The organism is Pseudomonas sp. Cab53, assembly GCF_018325965.1.
In the GTDB taxonomy this organism is placed as follows: domain Bacteria; phylum Pseudomonadota; class Gammaproteobacteria; order Pseudomonadales; family Pseudomonadaceae; genus Aquipseudomonas; species Aquipseudomonas chlororaphis_E.
In genome coordinates this window covers 869,379-887,594 of the sequence record NZ_AP021902.1, presented here as the reverse complement: position 1 = coordinate 887,594, position 18,216 = coordinate 869,379, and the positions used below count along the sequence as shown (strand labels likewise).

14 protein-coding genes, 1 other RNA gene and 1 pseudogene are annotated in these 18,216 nt (G+C 59.7%); 9 read left to right on the top strand and 7 right to left on the bottom strand.

All coding sequences use genetic code 11. The features are described from left to right. Entirely contained in the window at positions 1-1,404 is a 1,404-nt protein-coding gene (locus KI241_RS03740) for a sodium-dependent transporter (RefSeq protein ID WP_047739541.1), read from the bottom strand. Positions 1,405-1,522: 118 nt separating this feature from the next. Between KI241_RS03740 and smpB the strand changes: the two genes are divergently transcribed. Next, positions 1,523-2,005 carry an SsrA-binding protein SmpB gene (smpB, locus tag KI241_RS03735; protein ID WP_042730880.1) on the top strand — a complete coding sequence of 161 codons (483 nt, stop codon included), beginning with the start codon at positions 1,523-1,525 and terminating at the stop codon, positions 2,003-2,005. Positions 2,006-2,116: 111 nt separating this feature from the next. Here the strand turns inward: smpB and KI241_RS03730 are convergent. Then, positions 2,117-2,883: pseudogene (locus tag KI241_RS03730) on the bottom strand (FCD domain-containing protein). 263 nt (positions 2,884-3,146) lie between these two features. Here KI241_RS03730 and KI241_RS03725 point away from each other — a divergent pair. The 8 genes from KI241_RS03725 to KI241_RS03690 all read left to right on the top strand — a co-directional run bounded on the left by KI241_RS03725 (position 3,147) and on the right by KI241_RS03690 (position 13,091). Beyond that, positions 3,147-4,841 carry a lactate permease LctP family transporter gene (locus tag KI241_RS03725; RefSeq protein ID WP_047738373.1) on the top strand — a complete coding sequence of 565 codons (1,695 nt, stop codon included), beginning with the start codon at positions 3,147-3,149 and terminating at the stop codon, positions 4,839-4,841. Between the two features lie 150 nt (positions 4,842-4,991). Further along, complete coding sequence (locus KI241_RS03720; protein WP_042730883.1) at positions 4,992-5,816, top strand: (Fe-S)-binding protein; 825 nt, start codon at positions 4,992-4,994, stop codon at positions 5,814-5,816. Further along, positions 5,813-7,270: a LutB/LldF family L-lactate oxidation iron-sulfur protein gene (locus KI241_RS03715; protein WP_042730884.1), complete on the top strand. Its 1,458-nt coding sequence runs from the start codon at positions 5,813-5,815 to the stop codon at positions 7,268-7,270. Before KI241_RS03720 ends, KI241_RS03715 begins: the two co-directional genes overlap by 4 nt. Continuing rightward, positions 7,267-7,938 carry a lactate utilization protein gene (locus KI241_RS03710; RefSeq protein WP_047738376.1) on the top strand — a complete coding sequence of 224 codons (672 nt, stop codon included), beginning with the start codon at positions 7,267-7,269 and terminating at the stop codon, positions 7,936-7,938. The genes KI241_RS03715 and KI241_RS03710 overlap by 4 nt, the downstream gene beginning before the upstream one ends. Then, positions 7,935-10,745: an FAD-binding and (Fe-S)-binding domain-containing protein gene (locus tag KI241_RS03705; protein WP_212803402.1), complete on the top strand. Its 2,811-nt coding sequence runs from the start codon at positions 7,935-7,937 to the stop codon at positions 10,743-10,745. The genes KI241_RS03710 and KI241_RS03705 overlap by 4 nt, the downstream gene beginning before the upstream one ends. A gap of 127 nt (positions 10,746-10,872) precedes the next feature. After that, positions 10,873-11,154: a hypothetical protein gene (locus tag KI241_RS03700; RefSeq protein WP_212803401.1), complete on the top strand. Its 282-nt coding sequence runs from the start codon at positions 10,873-10,875 to the stop codon at positions 11,152-11,154. A gap of 97 nt (positions 11,155-11,251) precedes the next feature. Then, positions 11,252-11,648: a transfer-messenger RNA gene (ssrA, locus tag KI241_RS03695) on the top strand. 186 nt (positions 11,649-11,834) lie between these two features. Next, positions 11,835-13,091: an integrase domain-containing protein gene (locus KI241_RS03690; protein ID WP_212803400.1), complete on the top strand. Its 1,257-nt coding sequence runs from the start codon at positions 11,835-11,837 to the stop codon at positions 13,089-13,091. 167 nt (positions 13,092-13,258) lie between these two features. Here KI241_RS03690 and KI241_RS03685 read toward each other — a convergent pair whose 3' ends face one another. The 5 genes from KI241_RS03685 to KI241_RS03665 all read right to left on the bottom strand — a co-directional run bounded on the left by KI241_RS03685 (position 13,259) and on the right by KI241_RS03665 (position 17,838). Next, positions 13,259-13,528, bottom strand: coding sequence for a hypothetical protein (locus KI241_RS03685; protein WP_212803399.1), 270 nt, complete (start codon positions 13,526-13,528; stop codon positions 13,259-13,261). Continuing rightward, a complete protein-coding gene (locus KI241_RS03680; protein WP_212803398.1) occupies positions 13,525-14,505 on the bottom strand; it encodes an integrase domain-containing protein in 981 nt (326 codons plus the stop codon). Before KI241_RS03680 ends, KI241_RS03685 begins: the two co-directional genes overlap by 4 nt. After that, positions 14,489-14,842: a hypothetical protein gene (locus KI241_RS03675; protein WP_212803397.1), complete on the bottom strand. Its 354-nt coding sequence runs from the start codon at positions 14,840-14,842 to the stop codon at positions 14,489-14,491. Before KI241_RS03675 ends, KI241_RS03680 begins: the two co-directional genes overlap by 17 nt. Beyond that, positions 14,829-16,235, bottom strand: coding sequence for a YfjI family protein (locus KI241_RS03670; RefSeq protein ID WP_212803396.1), 1,407 nt, complete (start codon positions 16,233-16,235; stop codon positions 14,829-14,831). Before KI241_RS03670 ends, KI241_RS03675 begins: the two co-directional genes overlap by 14 nt. Positions 16,236-17,304: 1,069 nt before the next feature. Next, positions 17,305-17,838, bottom strand: coding sequence for a LasR-specific antiactivator QslA (locus tag KI241_RS03665; RefSeq protein WP_212803395.1), 534 nt, complete (start codon positions 17,836-17,838; stop codon positions 17,305-17,307). Positions 17,839-18,216 lie beyond the last annotated feature (378 nt).

Below are 18,216 nucleotides of genomic sequence, written 5' to 3'. Positions count from 1 at the left end.
TCACTTCCACAGCTGGGCGGCAAACACTACGAGAATGCCGATGGGCGCCACGTAGCGCATCAAGAACAGGCTCAAGGCAAACAATACAGGGCTGCGCAGCGACAATTCATCACGCACCGCCTCACGCCCCATGACCCATCCTGCAAACACCACGAAACACAAACCGCCCAATGGCAGCATGATCCGTGATGTGAAGAAATCAATCACGCCGAAGAAATCCAGTCCTCCGGTTGCTCCCCACTGGTAGAGATGGAACAAGCCGCCTTCGTTCACGAAAAACTTCGCCTGTTTCCATATATTGAAGGAAAACACCGTGCCCAGGCCTACGAACCAGCAGGTGAAAGCCAGCCAGAAGGTGACCCAGGCGCGACCGATTCGAGTCCGTTCCACCAGGTAAGCCACCATGGGTTCCAGCAGGGAAATCGCCGAACTCCAGGCCGCAATAGCCACCAGCACGAAAAACACCACGCCCATGACTTGGCCGAACGCCATGCTACCGAAGGCAAAGGGCAGGCTGACGAACATCAACCCCGGTCCTTCGCTGGGGTTGAGCCCGGCGGCGAACACAATCGGAAACAAAGCCACGCCTGCCATCAGCGACACAAAGGTGTCCAGCAGCGCGACACCGACGACGGTGCGGGTAAGCGAAGCGTTCTTGGGCATGTAGGCGCCGTAGATCATGATCGAGCCGACACCCACGCTCAGCGAGAAGAACGCGTGCCCCATGGCCGGCAGCAAGCCATCCAGGACTTTCTCCGGCTTGAAATCGAACATGAAGTGCAGGCCTTCCATGAAATGCCCGGTGGTCATGCTGTAACCCAGCAGCACCAGGATCATCACGAACAGCAGCGGCATCATGATCCGCAAGCTGCGTTCAAGCCCGGCCACCACGCCTTTGGCGATCACCACCGCCGACAGCACCATGAAGATCGTATGCCAGAGGGTCAACCGCCAGGGATCATCGATGACCTTGCCGAAATACGCTCCGACCTGGTCAGGCGCGACGCCCTGGAAATCGCCGCGGCCCATGTCGATGATGTAGTCCAGCGACCAGCCGCCGACCACGCTATAGAAAGACAGGATCAACAAGGCCGTGATCATTCCGGCGAAGGCGCCCCACGACCACTTGGTCGAGTGCCCGGCTTCCACCGCGAGCACCTTCAAGGCATTGGCCGGACTTTGCCGGGCGCGGCGACCGATCAGGGTCTCGGCGAGCATGACCGGCGCGCCGATGAGTGCGATGCACGCCAGGAACATCAATACGAAGGCGCCGCCACCGTAGACCCCGACCATGTACGGAAACTTCCAGATACTACCCAGCCCCACCGCAGAACCGGTCGCAGCGAGTATGAAGACCCAGCGGCTAGCCCAACTGCCGTGGACAGAAACCTTGTCTGTCGACATCGTGATCACGCCCAAGCGTTCAAAAAAGAGGCCGCATTGTCCGGGATTCACTCAAGGTGCTCAAGCATGCAGGTTCACCGTAGCCGACACGCACGCAACTGCCTATAATGCCGCCCCTATGGCTAAACAGAAGAAACACCCCACAGGGACCATCGCGCAAAATAAAAAGGCGCGACACGACTACTTCATCGAACAACGTTTCGAGGCTGGCATGGTCCTGGCCGGCTGGGAAGTAAAGAGCCTGCGCGCCGGCAAGGCGCAACTGGTGGACAGCTACGTACTGCTCAAGGACGGCGAAGCCTGGCTGCTGGGCAGTCACATCACCCCGCTGACCACGGCCAGCACCCACGTGATTGCCGACCCGGTACGCTCGCGCAAGCTGCTGCTCAACAAGCGCGAGCTGGAAAAGCTCTTCGCCTCCGTGCAGCAGAAAGGCTACACCTGCGTCTGTACGTCGCTGTACTGGAGCAAGCACCTGATCAAGTGCGAGATTGCGCTGGGCAAGGGCAAGAAGGAATACGACAAGCGCGATACCGAACGCGAGCGCGACGCCGGGCGTGAACTGCAGCGTGCGGTGCGCAACAAGGGCAAGGAAGACTAGCCCTCGGAAAATCGAATGTGGGAGCTTGCTCGCGATAACGGCGGGTCAGTCAACATCGATGTTGATTGAAAGTACGCCATCGCGAGCAAGCTCGCTCCCACAGGATCGAATCTAAATCCCCTTGCGCCGCTCTGCCCGCGCCACTCGCTGCACTTCCTGGCGCACCTCTTCCAAGACTTCCTGCACGTACAGAATATGCCGGCTGGACACTTCCCGCGCCTGCTCGGCGTGCCCGTCCATGATTGCCTGGTACAGCTCGCGGTGCTGGCTGATCAGCATGTCGCGGGTTTCGCTGCGCTGCTTGTACATGCCGCCGATGTTGGTCACCACATTGCGCTTGAGCAGGTCGAACAAGCCACGGATGGTGTGCAGCAAGACCGCGTTATGGCTGGCTTCGGCGATCGCCAGGTGGAAGCGCGCATCCGCCGCCCCCTCCTCCGCCCGACTCACCTCTTCGTGCCGCGAATAACAATCCTGCAATTCTTCGAAGGCTGCCGTCAGGCGTTCGCGATCGACATCCGTGGCCCGCTGCGCGGCGTAATAGGCACAGGACGCTTCCAGGGTGTGACGAAATTCCAGCAGGTCCCGCTGCGCATCGGGGTTGCTTTCCAACAATTGCAACAACGGGTCACTGAACGTCGAGCCCAGTGACTCCACGACGTAGTTACCGCCCCCTGGCGACTGACCAGCAAGCCCTTGGCCGCCAGCTTCTGGATCGCCTCGCGCAACGAAGGCCGTGACACACCGAATTGTTCGGCCAGGGTCCGCTCGGCCGGCAGCCGCTCGCCAGACTTCAACGTGCCCTCAAGGATCATGCCTTCAAGCCGCTCGACAATATCGTCAGACAAACGGCGCTGACGAATCTGATCAAACCCCATAACTCCACTCTCCACGATCCCGACCGCTCGCCGGGCTCTCTATTCTGGCCCATCCGGGCCACGGCCACACCCACCAGACGCCATTTGCACACGCAGATCAGATGCGATCTGCACCGCTTATTCGACGAAAGTTTCCAAGCGGCAAATTGACACACGACAACCAAGGCTTTTACCCTAGCCAACAGCGATTGTAAATTGGTATTACCAATTATCCAGTTTCGCTGATCAGTGCCTGACCAACAACAATTAGGGGCCCACCCACTATGCAAACCTGGCAACAGCTCTACAGCCCGCTCGGCAGCCTCGGCTTGTCCGCACTCGCGGCCGTCATTCCCATCGTGTTTTTCTTCCTGGCCCTGGCGGTGTTTCGCCTCAAGGGACACGTGGCCGGCAGCATCACGCTGGCCCTGGCGATTGCCGTGGCGATATTTGCCTTCAACATGCCCGCCGACATGGCCTTCGCCGCCGCCGGATATGGCTTTGCCTACGGCCTGTGGCCCATCGCCTGGATCATCGTGGCCGCCGTGTTCCTGTACAAACTGACGGTCAAGAGCGGTCAGTTCGAGGTCATCCGCAGCTCGGTGCTGTCGATTACCGACGACCAACGCCTGCAAGTGCTGCTGATCGGCTTCTGCTTCGGGGCCTTCCTGGAAGGCGCCGCCGGTTTCGGCGCACCCGTCGCGATCACCGCCGCGCTGCTGGTCGGCCTGGGGTTCAATCCGCTGTATGCCGCCGGCCTGTGCCTGATCGCCAACACCGCCCCAGTCGCGTTTGGCGCGCTGGGTATTCCGATCATCGTGGCCGGCCAGGTCACCGGGATCGACGCCTTCAAGATCGGCGCCATGACCGGTCGCCAACTGCCGTTGCTGTCGCTGTTCGTGCCGTTCTGGCTGGTGTTCATGATGGACGGCCTGCGCGGCGTGCGGGAAACCTGGCCAGCCGCACTGGTGGCCGGCCTGAGCTTTGCCGTCACCCAGTACTTCACCTCTAACTTCATTGGCCCGGAACTGCCGGACATCACTTCGGCCCTCGCCAGCCTGATCGCCCTGACCCTGTTCCTGAAGGTCTGGCAGCCCAAGCGCACCGCGGGCGCCCAGATTGCCGGCGCCACGTCTGGCGCAACGGTCACCGCCAGCGTGGGTGGTTTCGGCCAACCGCGCAGCACCGTGGCTTCGCCCTACAGCCTGGGGGAAATCATCAAGGCCTGGTCGCCCTTCCTGATCCTCACCGTGCTGGTCACGATCTGGACCCTGAAACCGTTCAAGGCGATGTTCGCCGCGGGCGGCTCGATGTACGGCTGGGTGTTCAACTTTGCCATCCCGCACCTGGACCAGATGGTGATCAAGGTCGCGCCGATCGTGATCAACCCCACCGCCATTCCGGCCGTGTTCAAACTCGACCCGATTTCCGCCACCGGCACGGCGATTTTCTTCTCCGCGCTGATCTCGATGCTGGTGTTGAAAATCAACCTCAAAACTGGTCTTACCACTTTTAAAGAGACCCTTTTCGAGCTGCGCTGGCCGATCCTGTCCATCGGTATGGTCCTGGCGTTTGCCTTCGTCACCAACTATTCGGGCATGTCGTCGACCATGGCCCTGGTACTGGCCGGCACAGGCGCGGCGTTCCCGTTCTTCTCGCCGTTCCTCGGATGGCTGGGGGTGTTCCTGACCGGCTCCGACACCTCGTCCAACGCGCTGTTCAGCTCTCTGCAAGCCACCACCGCGCACCAACTCGGCGTCAACGACACCTTGCTGGTGGCCGCCAACACCAGCGGCGGCGTGACCGGCAAGATGATCTCGCCGCAATCGATCGCCGTGGCCTGTGCCGCGACCGGGCTGGTGGGCAAGGAATCGGATCTGTTCCGGTTCACCCTCAAACACAGCCTATTCTTTGCAACGATCGTCGGCCTGATCACCTTGGCCCAGGCCTACTGGTTTACCGGCATGCTGGTGCACTGAGTACCACACGCCGCAGAGAAAAAACCGACGCCGGAATAGCCGCCGGCGTTCGCTATTGATCACCGGGTCTGCAAGGCTGCTGAAAGATTTGCTCTCTATATTCAGCGGCCTCAGCGGACGGATAACCGGGACCACCCGGAGACACGCCTGATGAGCGAGCTTTTTTACAACGCTGTGCCGAACGCGACCCGTGTCGCCCCGCCACTGCCTGAACCGCGGCAATACCCCAGCGTGAAACCGCAACGGGTCTACCTGTTCGGCACCTGCGTGGTGGACCTGTTCTACCCCGAAGCCGGGATGGATGCGATCCACCTGCTGGAACGCGAAGGGATCCGGGTGGAATACCCGCAAGGACAGAGTTGCTGCGGGCAACCGGCCTACACCTCGGGTTACACCGAGCAGGCACGCACGGTGGCGCGGGCACAACTGGCGCTGTTTGCCGAAGATTATCCGGTGGTCGTGCCGTCGGGCTCCTGCGCGGGCATGTTGCGCGAGCACTACGGCGACCTGTTCAAGGACGAACCCGACACGCTTGAACAAGTCCGGGCCCTGGCCGCCCGGACCTACGAGTTGGCCGAGTTCCTGTTGTTCGTCTGTCAGGTGCAGCTGAAGGATGGCGGCGAGCCGGTGAAAGTGGCGCTGCACACTTCGTGCTCGGCGCGGCGGGAAATGAACACCCACCTGCACGGCCGCGCCCTGTTGGCGCAACTGCACAACGTGGAGCGCGTGGAGCACAGTCACGAAAGTGAATGCTGCGGGTTCGGTGGGACATTCAGCGTGCGCCTGCCGGATATTTCCGGCGCGATGGTGGCCGACAAGACCCGGGCGCTGAAGGAATCCGGCGCACATAAGGTCATTAGTGCCGATTGCGGCTGCTTGATGAACATCAACGGTGCGTTGGAAAAGCAGCAGGAGGCGCTACGCGGGCAGCATCTGGCGAGTTTCCTCTGGCAGCGAACCGGAGGTGCCGCATGAGCACGCCGACGCTGATCCCCACTGTAGAGGTGCAGGAAGATTTTCGCGCCCGAGCCCACAAGGCGCTGGGCGACACGCAACTGCGAAACAACTTTCGCAGCGCGATGGATTCACTGATGACCAAGCGGGCAACGTCCTTCAGCGATGCCCACGAAAGAGAACACCTGCGGGTGCTGGGCAATGCCGTCCGCGCCCGTGCGTTATCCAAGTTGCCCGACCTGCTCGAACAACTTGAAACCAACCTGACCCGCAACGGTGTGAACGTGCACTGGGCGGAAACGGTGGACGAAGCCAACGGCATCGTCCTCTCGATCATCCGCGCTCACGAGGCGCGGCAAGTGATCAAGGGCAAATCGATGGTCAGCGAAGAGATGGAAATGAACCATGTCCTCGCGGCTCAAGGCATTGAATGCCTGGAATCGGACATGGGCGAGTTCATCGTCCAGCTCGATCACGAGAAGCCTTCACACATCATTATGCCGGCGATCCACAAGAATGCCGGTCAGGTCGCGTCCTTGTTCCACGACAAACTCGGCGTGGAGTACACCAAGGACGTCGACCAACTCATTCAGATCGGTCGCAAGGTGTTGCGGCAGAAATTCTTCGAAGCCGATATCGGCGTGTCGGGCGTCAACTTCGCCGTCGCCGAAACCGGCACGCTGCTGCTGGTGGAAAACGAAGGAAACGGACGGATGTCCACCACCGTGCCACCGGTGCACATCGCCGTGACCGGCATCGAAAAAGTGGTGGAGAACCTGCGCGATGTCGTGCCATTGCTCTCGCTGCTGACTCGCTCGGCCCTCGGCCAACCGATTACCACCTACGTCAACATGATCTCCGGCCCACGCAAGGCCGAGGAACTGGACGGCCCCCAGGAAGTTCACCTGGTGCTGCTGGACAACGGTCGCAGCCAGGCCTTTGCCGACAGTGAATTGCGCCAGACCCTGAACTGCATCCGCTGCGGCGCCTGTATGAATCATTGCCCGGTGTACACCCGAATCGGCGGCCACGCCTATGGGGAGGTTTACCCGGGGCCTATCGGAAAAATCATCACGCCACACATGGTCGGCCTGGCCAAGGTGCCCGATCACCCCAGCGCCTCATCACTCTGCGGTGCCTGTGGAGAAGTGTGCCCGGTGAAGATTCCGATCCCGGCCCTGCTGCGGCGCCTGCGCGAAGAAAACGTCAAGGCACCGGACAGCCCGCATCAAGTGATGCGTGGCCAGGGCAGCAAATACTCGCCCAAGGAACGCTTCATCTGGAATGCCTGGGCCTGGCTCAACAGCTCGCCACGCCTGTATCGGCTGTTCGGCTTCCTTGCCACGCGCCTGCGCGCCCTCACGCCGCGCAACGTTGGCCCCTGGACGCAAAACCACAGCGCCCCCCAACCCGCCGCCCGCTCATTGCATGACCTGGCCCGCGAACACCTGAACCGCCCGGGAGACCGTCGATGAGCGCCAAGGAAAACATCCTCGCCAAGTTGCGTAAAAGCCTGACCGGCACCACGCCCGTGGCCGACAACTTCGATGTCGACCTGGTGACGCAGACCTACCGTTATGCGCCCGAAGAACGCATCCCGCAGTTGCGCAAGTTGATGGAAGCGGTGCACACCGAAATCCACCTGACCCGTGCCGAAGACTGGCCGGCGTTGCTCGCCCAACTGCTGCGCGACCGCCAACTGCCAAGCCTGCTGATTGCCCCGACGACACCCCACGGGAAAAAAATCATGCAGTACTGGGCGAATCATCCGGACCTGCCGACCCTCAAGGCCTACGACCGGCCGATAGAAGAATGGAAAGCCGAGCTGTTCAACGAGACGCCCGCCAGCCTGACCGGAACCCTCGGCGCCATCGCCGCCACCGGCAGCCTGATCCTTTGGCCAACGCGGGAAGAGCCACGCCTGATGAGCCTGGTGCCGCCGGTGCATTTCGCCTTGCTCAAGGCCAGCGAGATCCACAACAACTTCTATGAAGTGCAGCAGGCATTCGAATGGGCCCAAGGCATGCCCACCAATGCCCTGCTGGTGTCGGGCCCATCGAAAACCGCCGACATCGAACAGGTGCTGGCCTACGGCGCCCACGGTCCGAAGGACCTGGTGGTCTTGATCCTGGAGGACCAATGACGCTTCCGGCTGCTTTCCTACACGACGTCCACCAACTGATCCCAGCCAAGCGCCGATTCGACGACCCGCTGTCGACCCTGGCCTTCGGCACCGACGCCAGTTTCTACCGGCTGATTCCGAAACTGGTGGTGCGGGTCGAAACCGAAGATGAAGTGGTCGCCCTGCTGCAACTGGCCCAGCGCGACCAGGTTCCGGTCACCTTCCGCGCGGCTGGCACCAGCTTGTCCGGCCAGGCCATCAGCGACTCGGTGCTGATCGTGCTGGGGGATAACTGGAACGCCCGGGAGATTCGCGGGCAAGGCACGCAGATCCGCTTGCAACCGGGCGTGATTGGCGCCCAGGCCAACGCCTGGCTGGCACCGTTCGGGCGCAAGATCGGCCCCGATCCGGCCTCGATCAACGCCTGCAAGATTGGCGGCATCGTCGCCAACAACGCCAGCGGCATGTGCTGCGGCACGGCGCAAAACACCTATCACACCCTGGCCGGCATTCGCCTGGTGCTGGCCGATGGCACCCGCCTCGACACCGAGGACGCCGCCAGCGTCGCGGCGTTTCGCAACAGCCACGCAGACCTGTTGGAGCGCCTGGCGACCTTGGGCCGCGAGACCCGCGACAACACCGAATTGGCTGCCCGAATTCGCCACAAGTACCGTCTGAAAAATACCACTGGGCTGTCACTCAACGCGCTGGTGGATTTTGACGAGCCTGTGGATATCTTGAGCCACCTGCTGGTGGGCTCAGAAGGCACCCTGGGTTTCATCAGCGCGGTGACCTACAACACCGTGATCGACCATCCGCACAAAGCCTCGGCGCTGATAGTGTTCCCTGACGTGGAAACCTGCTGCAACGCCGTCACCGTGCTGAAAAGCCAGCCGGTGTCGGCCGTGGAACTGCTCGACCGCCGCAGCCTGCGCTCGGTGCAGGACAAGCCGGGCATGCCGGATTTCGTACAGCATCTGTCGACGAATGCCTGCGCCCTGCTGATCGAATCCCGCGCGGCGTCTTCATCCCTGCTGCAAGAGCAACTCGCCCGGATTATGGCCTCGTTGGCCAGTTTCCCGGTGGAAAAACAAGTCGACTTTACCGAAGACCCACGGGAAAACGCCCGGCTCTGGGCCATCCGCAAAGACACCTTCCCGGCGGTGGGCGCAGTCCGCAAGACCGGCACCACGGTGATCATCGAAGACGTGACCTTCCCGGTGGAGCAACTCGCCATCGGTGTGAACCGCCTGATCGAACTGTTCGACAAACATCACTACGACGAAGCGATCCTTTTCGGACATGCACTGGAAGGCAATCTGCACTTCGTCTTCACCCAAGGCTTCAACAGCGCCGACGAAATCGCACGCTACCAGGCGTTCATGGACGACGTCGCGCAACTGGTGGCCGTGGAGTTCGGCGGTTCGCTGAAAGCTGAACACGGCACCGGCCGCAACATGGCGCCCTTCGTCGAGCTGGAATGGGGCAGCGATGCCTATCAACTGATGTGGCAACTCAAGCGCCTGCTCGACCCCCAGGGGATTCTCAACCCGGACGTGGTGCTCAGCGAAGACCCACAGATCCATCTCAAGCACCTCAAACCGCTGCCCGCCGCCGACGAGATCGTGGACAAGTGCATCGAGTGCGGCTTCTGCGAACCGGTCTGCCCCTCCAAAGACCTGACCTTGAGCCCGCGCCAACGCATCGTGACCTGGCGCGACATCCAGGCCAAACAACGGGCCGGCACCGACACCACCGAGCTGGAACAGGCCTATCAATACCAGGGCATCGACACCTGCGCGGCCACCGGCTTGTGTGCTCAACGCTGCCCCGTAGGCATCAACACCGGTGAGTTGGTGAAAAAGCTGCGCAGCCGAGAAGCCACGCGCACTAAAACCGCCAACTGGATCGAAGGAAACTTCGCCACCACACTGCAAGGCCTGCGCTTCACCCTGCACGTCGCCAACGGCGCACGCATGCTGCTGGGGGCGCCGCGCCTGGCGAAACTTTCGGCAACGTTGTCACGGCTGTCCAAGGGCCAGGTGCCGCAGTGGACCAACGCCATGCCCCAGCCGGAAAAAGCCATCCGCTTCAGCCCTGCCGTGGCGGACGAACGCCCGCGCGTGGTCTACCTCGCGGCCTGCGTGTCGCGCGTCATGGGCCCGGCGGCAGGGGACAAAGAACAGGCCTCGCTGTACGACAAGACCCGCAACCTGCTGGAAAAAGCCGGCTATCAAGTCGTCATTCCCGACAATCAGGACAACCTGTGCTGCGGCCAACCCTTTGCCTCCAAAGGCTACGCCGAACAAGCCGACCACAAGCGCCAGGAACTGATCGCCGCCCTGCTGCACGCCAGCCGCGGCGGGCTCGACCCCATCTACTGCGACACCAGCCCCTGCACCTTGCGATTGGTCCAGGACCTTGGCGAAACACGCCTGGACCTGTACGACCCGGTGCGCTTCATCCGCACGCACTTGATGGATCGCCTGGACTTCACCCCACAAGAAGCCCCCATCGCGGTACACGTTACCTGCAGCACCCAGCACCTGGGCGAAAGCCAGGCACTGATCGACCTGGCGCGCAAATGCAGCAAACACGTGGTCATTCCCGAAGGCATTCATTGTTGCGGCTTTGCCGGCGACAAAGGCTTCACCACACCAGAACTCAACGCCCACTCACTGCGCACACTCAAAGACGCCGTCCAGCATTGCAGCGAAGGCATCTCCACCAGCCGCACCTGCGAGATCGGCCTGACACAACACGGCACCATCGACTACCACGGACTGGTCTACCTGGTGGACCGGGTGACTCAAGCCAGGGCCACCTGAAGAAAAATAGAACCCTTCAGCGCGACGGTAGTCCACAGAACAAGCCCCAAACGTTGGGGCTTTTCCTACATTCGGTTGTCCGTCTGACGGCCAGCGAAGTCTGGATCCTCAGTTCAAGGAGATACATATGAAACGTTCTGCGCTGTTAGGTCTATTCATTACTGCCTCGTTGATGGCCTCCGCTTCGTTCGCCGCCGATAAGCCGGACAGCCTGTGCGAAGCCAATATCCAAACCATCAACAATGCCAAGACACAGTACCAATCCTCGGCCGATCTCAATGACCGTGTGACACGCAGCGTAACAAGGGCACAAGAGCTCAAAGCGCAAGGCAAAATTGACGAATGCGTTGCTGAAACCCAGCAAACCATCCTGGAAATCAGACAAGCCTCCGACGGCACCAACAAGTGATCGGCGGGCAAGGCCAACCTCCGGGTTGGCCTCAGCCCCAGATTGGCGTACACTGCAATCGCTTGTCGCTTCAGCAGTTTCACGACGCGACAGGTTCGGGGCCGTTTAGGATTCGACGCCGGTTGCGAAACTTTAGGTGCATGCCGAGTTGGTAACAGAACTCGTAAATCCACTGTTGCAACTTCTATAGTTGCCAATGACGAAAACTACGGCCAGGAATTCGCTATCGCTGCGTAAGCAGCCTTAGATCCTGAGCTTCTGGTACCTTCGGGTCCAGCAATCATTAGGGGATGTCTGTAAACCCAAAGTGATTGTCATATAGAACAGAATCGCCGTGCAGTACGTTGTGGACGAAGCGGCTAAAACTTACACAACTCGCCCAAAGCACCCTGCCCGTCGGGTCGCTGAGGGTTAACTTAATAGACCCGGCTACGCATGTAGTACCGACAGCGGAGTACTGGCGGACGGGGGTTCAAATCCCCCCGGCTCCACCACTTCATCATCTAAAGACGTCCACGGACGTCTTTTTTTGTGCCTAAAATCCAGTAAATACAGGGGTTCCAGCGCTTCTTGGGGCTTTTGAGGATTTCTGAGTTCCAGGCGCTTTGGTATCCCAGGTGGTATCCCGGACGACCAAATGCTATTTTCAGGATACCAAAACGGTGCTGGAGGTAGCCCCCATGCCTACTAACGCAACCCGCCTCTCCGATCGCCAGCTCAAGGCAGTCAAGGCAACTGGTAAAGACTTCGTCCTCAGCGACGGCGATGGCTTGCAGCTTCGAGTACGCGCCAGCGGCTCGATGATGTGGAATTTCAATTACCGCGAGCCGTTGATCAGAAGCCGTATCAACATGGCGCTTGGTCCATACCCCGACCTATCGCTAGCCAACGCTCGAAAGAAAGCCGCAGAGGCGCGTGAGTTGCTCGCTTTGGGCATTGATCCCAAAACCCAGCGTGATGAGGTAAGGCAAGCCAAACTTGCTGAGAGTGAACACACTTTCGAGAAGGTGGCCACGGCCTGGTTCGAGCTGAAGAAAGACTCCGTAACCAAAGCCTACGCCGAAGACATTTGGAGATCGCTGACGCTTCATGTTTTCCCAAGCATGAAAACAACGCCGCTCTCTCAAATCACTGCTCCGATGGTTATCAAGATCCTTCGTCCAATCGAGGCCAAAGGGAGCCTCGAAACCGTGAAACGATTGAGCCAACGACTCAACGAGATCATGACCTACGGGGTCAACTCCGGGCTGATACTCGCGAACCCCCTCAATGGAATTCGGGCGGTGTTCAAGAAACCCAAGAAAGAGAACATGGCTGCACTACCACCTGAGGAGCTTCCCGAGCTCATGATGGAAATCGCGAACGCCAGCATCAAGCGCACGACCCGCTGCCTGATCGAATGGCAACTGCACACGATGACCCGCCCTGCCGAAGCAGCCACCGCGCGATGGGCAGATATCGACTTCGACAAGCGCATTTGGACCATTCCGCCAGAGCGCATGAAAAAGCGTCGGCCGCACACAATCCCTCTTACCGATCAGGCACTTTCGTTACTGGAGACACTCAAGCAACTCAGCGGTAACAGAGAGTACGTGTTCCCCTCAGATAGAAATCCCCGCACCCATGCCAATAGCCAGACCGCCAACATGGCGTTGAAGCGCATGGGCTTTCAGGACCGTCTAGTCAGCCACGGCTTGCGCTCGATGGCGAGCACCATCCTGAATGAGCATGGCTGGGATCCGGAACTGATCGAGGTCGCGCTGGCGCATGTCGACAAGGACGAAGTTCGTAGCGCCTACAACAGGACGGACTACATCGAACGCCGGCGTCCGATGATGGCTTGGTGGAGTGAACATATCCAGAAGGCGGCCACCGGCAGCCTGTCGGCATCGGCCATCAATCAAACCAGGGACCGCAATGTAGTACCCATTCGCTGAACATCCAAAAGGTACACAACACCGGCTACGATCCGTGTCGTGTAGCAGGGCGACAGGAGTGACGATTGTCGCTAGATCTCTGGTATGCCTGCGCCTCTTCAGCCAAGCCCCTGAGTATGGGAAGGCTCCGCATTCCCATACTCAGGGGCTCACGCTTAAAGCGTCTATCAAACAATTACGACTTGCGCCTTTCTGCGGCGGATCAACCCTGCTGTTAATTCGTAGTAGTAGACGGTCGCTGGTGCTGAGCATCGCAGGTAGTGCTCCAGAAACCATCTAAGGTGTTTGTCCTTCCAGGACCATGGCGTCGCACAATTCCAGCGCTCACGAATCACCTCGTGCATCCGTTCTGCTTGCCTGATGTGCCGCTGGCGCGTGGCATGCGCACCGTTGAGCACGGGACTCAGAAACAACGCCATATTGAACTCGGATTTCATCGCCGACCTCCGATGTAGGCACTCACCACATCGATGCGGTTATGCCCCAACTCGTGGCTGATCTGCTGACGGGCGTGCTGATCAAGCTCTCGATCTTCTCGATGACCACGACCGCTATTTACTGGAGCAGGAATGCCGGCCAGTTGCTCATAGCGCTCACACGCGTAAGCCGCTCGCAGCTCATGAAAGCCTTTCAATCCATGCTCATGCAGAATGTCCCGAGCAGGTCGAACAACTGCCTGTAAAAAATCTTTGTAGCTTTCATCGGACGTTAACAGGTTCCGACTGCCCTTCGGTGATGCCTCCCAGGCCATATCCAGAGCATCGCGAACTTGATCAGTGACCGCGATCCAACGCGGTGCTGACGCGCCTGACCGACCGCCTTTGGTGCCATCCTGGATGTTGATCTTGCCCAGTTGCCGAGCCTCACGTTGCAGTCGGGGCAGATCCGCCAAGATTGCCTCACGCAAACGCATGCCGGTCTCCCGGGCCAGGCGCACAATTGCGGACACTCGTTGCTGGCCTCGCTCTGACAGCGCTTGCGCAATCAGCCTGACCTGCATACGGTCTTGGCCTAGCGGGGCCTCACTACGCACGCTTGAGCGCTGCAAGCCCAGCGCCTTGCTCGGACTCGGGATTTTGACGTACTGATCACCGCGCAGCGCGGCCATCGTGCGGTTGACGCTGGACAGACGGTTCTGCGCGGTGGCGATGCCGACGTTGCCCTGATCAACCTGCTCCCGCACGTGGACGGCGTACCGCATGAGGATCTCACGGTCGATCTGGCGCGCGTCATTGAGTCCCGGCCCCTCATCGGATCGACACCATTGCACGAATGCCTGCCAGCGATCGCTATGGGCTTTGACGGTAGCAAAATGACCGTCGCCAAACAGATCTTTCAAGGCTTGCGGTCCGGCATAGCTGAGCTGGCGACCGAAGCCGAAATTGCGTCCAGCTCGCTTACCGACGCGAGCCATTTTTCTGCTCCTGATCGACTGCCGCGAGAGCATGCAAGAGGGCTGACCAGTGAGCACTCACGATGGTGAACTGGTCCCAATCAGTCGGGCGAAAACACAGCGTATTGCCATCGACGTAGAGCTGCGCGCCTTCCTCTTTCAGCCATTGAATGATAGCTGTCGTCGAAGTGATAGTTTTCCGGAGAGTGGCGACATCGGCGACAGCGGCGACAACCCTTGCCCTGCCTTGCTTTGAGCGTGGCGACAAAGTGGCGACACTAGCGGCGACAAACCGCACTTTCGGTTCCTTTTGGCGCTGAGCCAGATGGTTACGCAGCGCTTCATCAAGATTGAACATGGCGCACCTCGAAGGTTTGGCCATCGGTGATCAACCACTGATGATCAATCAACTCGACCAGCAGCTTGGCGGCATGACGGCTGCTCTTGCGGGCAAAGCGAGGACCGTTGCGATTCAGCTCTCGAATACTGAAGCGCTTCCAATCCTTGACCTGCAGCCAGCGCAGCAGGCGGTCCGCCTCCTCCTTTACCCGGCATACCGATTCCTGTTCGGTCAGGCGCTGGATCTCGGTGAGGTAGTAGCCGACTAAAGCGGAGGCCCGTTGAATATGGTCAACCTCTACAACACCGCTCTCCTCCACGACGGCTAGGATACTGGCGACGCGGAGCAGGTTGTCGGCGGCCTTCGATCCGCTGGGCCGCACGCTGGCCAGTTCGCCAAACTCACCCAACTGGGCCTCGATAGCATCATGCAAATCAATCCAGCGACGGCGGGCTAACGGACTGAGGGTCAGCGGCGATAGCTGTAGAGCACCGTCAGAAGAAAGTGACCACGGCTGATGAAACAGGGCCGAAAGACGGTAGTGATAGCGCTTTAGGGCAGTGTCCTTGGACAAGTCGACAGACTGATAACTGCGCTGTCCAGCCAGGCTAGTGGGCCAGGTCATCAGGCAGCGACCGAGGATGCCTTGCCCCTGCAGCAACGGGTCACTGAGTAACTGCATGGCCAAATACGGTTGCAGCATCAGGTGCAGGCTCACGCGCCGATCGTAGGCTCGTAGGCTTTCGCCGGCCATGGAGCGCGCGCGATCAATCGGGCTACCGTCCCAGAGTGACGACAAGGTCGTGACCGCTTTTAAACGGTTGTCCCGACTCATGGTGCTGCTACCGAGGAACTGTCCGCCTTCGTCACAGAACAGGCCCATGCTCGGCAAGTCATGACAGAGCCCTTTGATCAGGGCCTCAATGGTTGGGTCTGTGGTGATAAGTCTTGGGGCAGATGGCTCTGCTTCGAGCGGTACGTTTATTTTGGGATCGGGTTCGGCAGGGTTGATACGCTGCGCCTGCCGCTGCGCGACACGGTACCGAGAGAGTTGTTCGCGGTAGCGCTGCCACTGTTCACGCTCCCATTGCCGTGCTGGCAGTAATGCACATCGATCTGCCGCCGTTTTGCGATCGCCGGACGCAGCCACCGTGATCAGGTACAGCGACAGAGGATAATTTCTTCCGTCGAGCTGTAACCCCGCATGGCCTTGGGTAGCCAGTGCCGAGGCAGCCAACACAGATTGTGCGGCCAGCGCCTGGGGCACGCCGATGACTTCGGCCATGCGCTCGACTGCTGGCCCAAGAATTCCGCCCAGCGCTTGCACCGGATAGGGCTCGGCCACGGAATTCGACTCAATCAGCGGTCGAGGTGGTCGTGGTAGTTCAAGCTTCGGATCTAACTGCTGCATGGGCCCTTTCCTCGGTGATTGCTGGTTATCCTCACGTACTCCCGCCACGGCTGTTGAGTGTTATCAGGGATCAAGGCCCCTGCGGCCTGTGAGGTGTTCACTGACGCGGAACGCACGGCTCCTTACGACCAAGAGCAAGGGCATGAACCCATGAATCTGGCCTCCTTAGACGCATCCGAAAATGCGGGCGGATGGAGGCTGTGCCGACTGACGATTTCGGCACCTGGAGATCCTGGGTGAGAGAAGGCAACAACATGGCCACCTGGGGCATGCCTGACTGTCAGTCAGGTGCAGCCTGTCCATTGGTTGCGGCACCGGTGGTTGTGTGGTTGCGAATGGCGACGAATCGGATTTGTCAGGTCGATTGTCACGAGGAGAGTTGCGGCAATACCGTGTACGACTTGGCTTGCAGCAGTGGTACGAGTGCCCGTCTCTTTCCAGAAGAAAGAGACGGGCACGGTTTGGCGCAGCGAGGTGTGCCTAGAGATGAGGTTGCTGCAGCGCAGCGAAGAAGATCTATCGTCTGCCGCATTGGGCAGATCAGTCGAGTAGGCATCCATCACTCTTGGGAGTGACCGTGCGAGCCGCCGGACGCTAATCACACTTCGGAAGAACCACCACGCCAGTGGCGTAGCCTTGAAGGTTCGGGCTACCTGGGCAGGTGCTGTCAACGACAGCGATCCGTGCGCCAATTGTTATACCCGCCCGAAAAGACGGTCAAGCGTCACGACCACAACGTTCAAAAAATGGCGACTGTCGCCACTTTTGTCGCCATGCTCCAGGCCCCGTTCTTTATGGGTTGTCGCCGCTGTCGCCGCTGTCGCCACATCTCTAGCCATGGCCCCACGACGAGTTCCGCTCTGACCCAGGAACTGCACTGCGTTCGATAACGATCGCGAGTCATTTTTGACGGGTAAACGACGGAATGGCGCTAATCACATTTGAAATGGGCGGGTGGTGCGAGGTGGCTTCAAGAAAGAGCAAGTGAACCCTCCGATCGGCGCGATCAAAGATCGCTGGATCGGAGGGTTTGGCGGAAAAAGCAAAAACTCAAACGTCAAAGACCGCCTCAAGCATCAAAGCTGGTTGATTGGGCGGCGAACTCACGCCGCATGATCAGCGTCTGCTGCAACCGCAGCAGAAAACCTGCTTCAAATGCCTCCTGCGGATCACCTGGACGATGATGCTTTCGGTTTTGCGCCAGTGCCCACCACAGTGGCAATGATGAGCCATTGAGCCAGCTCTCAGCGCATCGAACGCCGTCCTCAATCACCGGGCGGAATTCATTGCCCCATGGTGTTCGGATACCGGGACAGCCTTCAGCGGAAGGGACTGAAACATACTCACCAATCTGTTGATGAACGCGCTGAGCAGGGATACCCGACAGATATCGGAATGCCTTGTCGAACAGCACTGCCGCGTCATCCAACAGCTCTACCGCCAGCTCAACGTCTTGCGGAAAATGAAGCAGAATACTCTGCGCTCCGTTAAGCCGAAGAGTGGCAGCCTGCCGTAGTTTAATCGCGGCATCTTCGGGAGAAAGCAATGCAGTATCGATGCTGCTGGGTTTGGGGAGGCCGATTAGAAGCGAGAGATCAAACATCGCGGAATCCTCCGAGATAGTTTGCGGGACCAAACAAACGGCTAGGGCGGCGCACGAGCTTAAAAGGGGGACAGGACATTTTCCTTATCTCCTCGGACAGTTAAGGAACCGACCACCCAGCCGTTCTGACACGAAATGGGTGGCGGACCGTACGGGGGTCAGAAACCGGCGTCCGAGGGAACCGGCCAGGCCGAAGCCTGCCCCGCACGGACCGCCATAGAAAAGCAGCAGCTAAGCCTCTGTAAGCACTTAATCGCTGGCTATGGCGCTATGCGCCTCGAACAATTCAGGTTCTGACACCCGGCCACGGGATTGACCGCGACGGAGCAAAGCGTAAATGTGAAGCCGGAACAACACAAGCGTGCAGCACCAATAAGC

Coding starts and splice junctions, on each gene's coding strand:
- KI241_RS03675 (WP_212803397.1), bottom strand. CDS start 14,842: ATGTTCAATCTTGATGAAGCGCTGCGTAACCATCTGGCTCAGCGCCAA.
- KI241_RS03665 (WP_212803395.1), bottom strand. CDS start 17,838: ATGTTTGATCTCTCGCTTCTAATCGGCCTCCCCAAACCCAGCAGCATC.
- KI241_RS03680 (WP_212803398.1), bottom strand. CDS start 14,505: ATGGCTCGCGTCGGTAAGCGAGCTGGACGCAATTTCGGCTTCGGTCGC.
- KI241_RS03705 (WP_212803402.1), top strand. CDS start 7,935: ATGACGCTTCCGGCTGCTTTCCTACACGACGTCCACCAACTGATCCCA.
- KI241_RS03670 (WP_212803396.1), bottom strand. CDS start 16,235: ATGCAGCAGTTAGATCCGAAGCTTGAACTACCACGACCACCTCGACCG.
- KI241_RS03700 (WP_212803401.1), top strand. CDS start 10,873: ATGAAACGTTCTGCGCTGTTAGGTCTATTCATTACTGCCTCGTTGATG.
- smpB (WP_042730880.1), top strand. CDS start 1,523: ATGGCTAAACAGAAGAAACACCCCACAGGGACCATCGCGCAAAATAAA.
- KI241_RS03690 (WP_212803400.1), top strand. CDS start 11,835: ATGCCTACTAACGCAACCCGCCTCTCCGATCGCCAGCTCAAGGCAGTC.
- KI241_RS03685 (WP_212803399.1), bottom strand. CDS start 13,528: ATGAAATCCGAGTTCAATATGGCGTTGTTTCTGAGTCCCGTGCTCAAC.
- KI241_RS03725 (WP_047738373.1), top strand. CDS start 3,147: ATGCAAACCTGGCAACAGCTCTACAGCCCGCTCGGCAGCCTCGGCTTG.
- KI241_RS03740 (WP_047739541.1), bottom strand. CDS start 1,404: ATGTCGACAGACAAGGTTTCTGTCCACGGCAGTTGGGCTAGCCGCTGG.
- KI241_RS03715 (WP_042730884.1), top strand. CDS start 5,813: ATGAGCACGCCGACGCTGATCCCCACTGTAGAGGTGCAGGAAGATTTT.
- KI241_RS03710 (WP_047738376.1), top strand. CDS start 7,267: ATGAGCGCCAAGGAAAACATCCTCGCCAAGTTGCGTAAAAGCCTGACC.
- KI241_RS03720 (WP_042730883.1), top strand. CDS start 4,992: ATGAGCGAGCTTTTTTACAACGCTGTGCCGAACGCGACCCGTGTCGCC.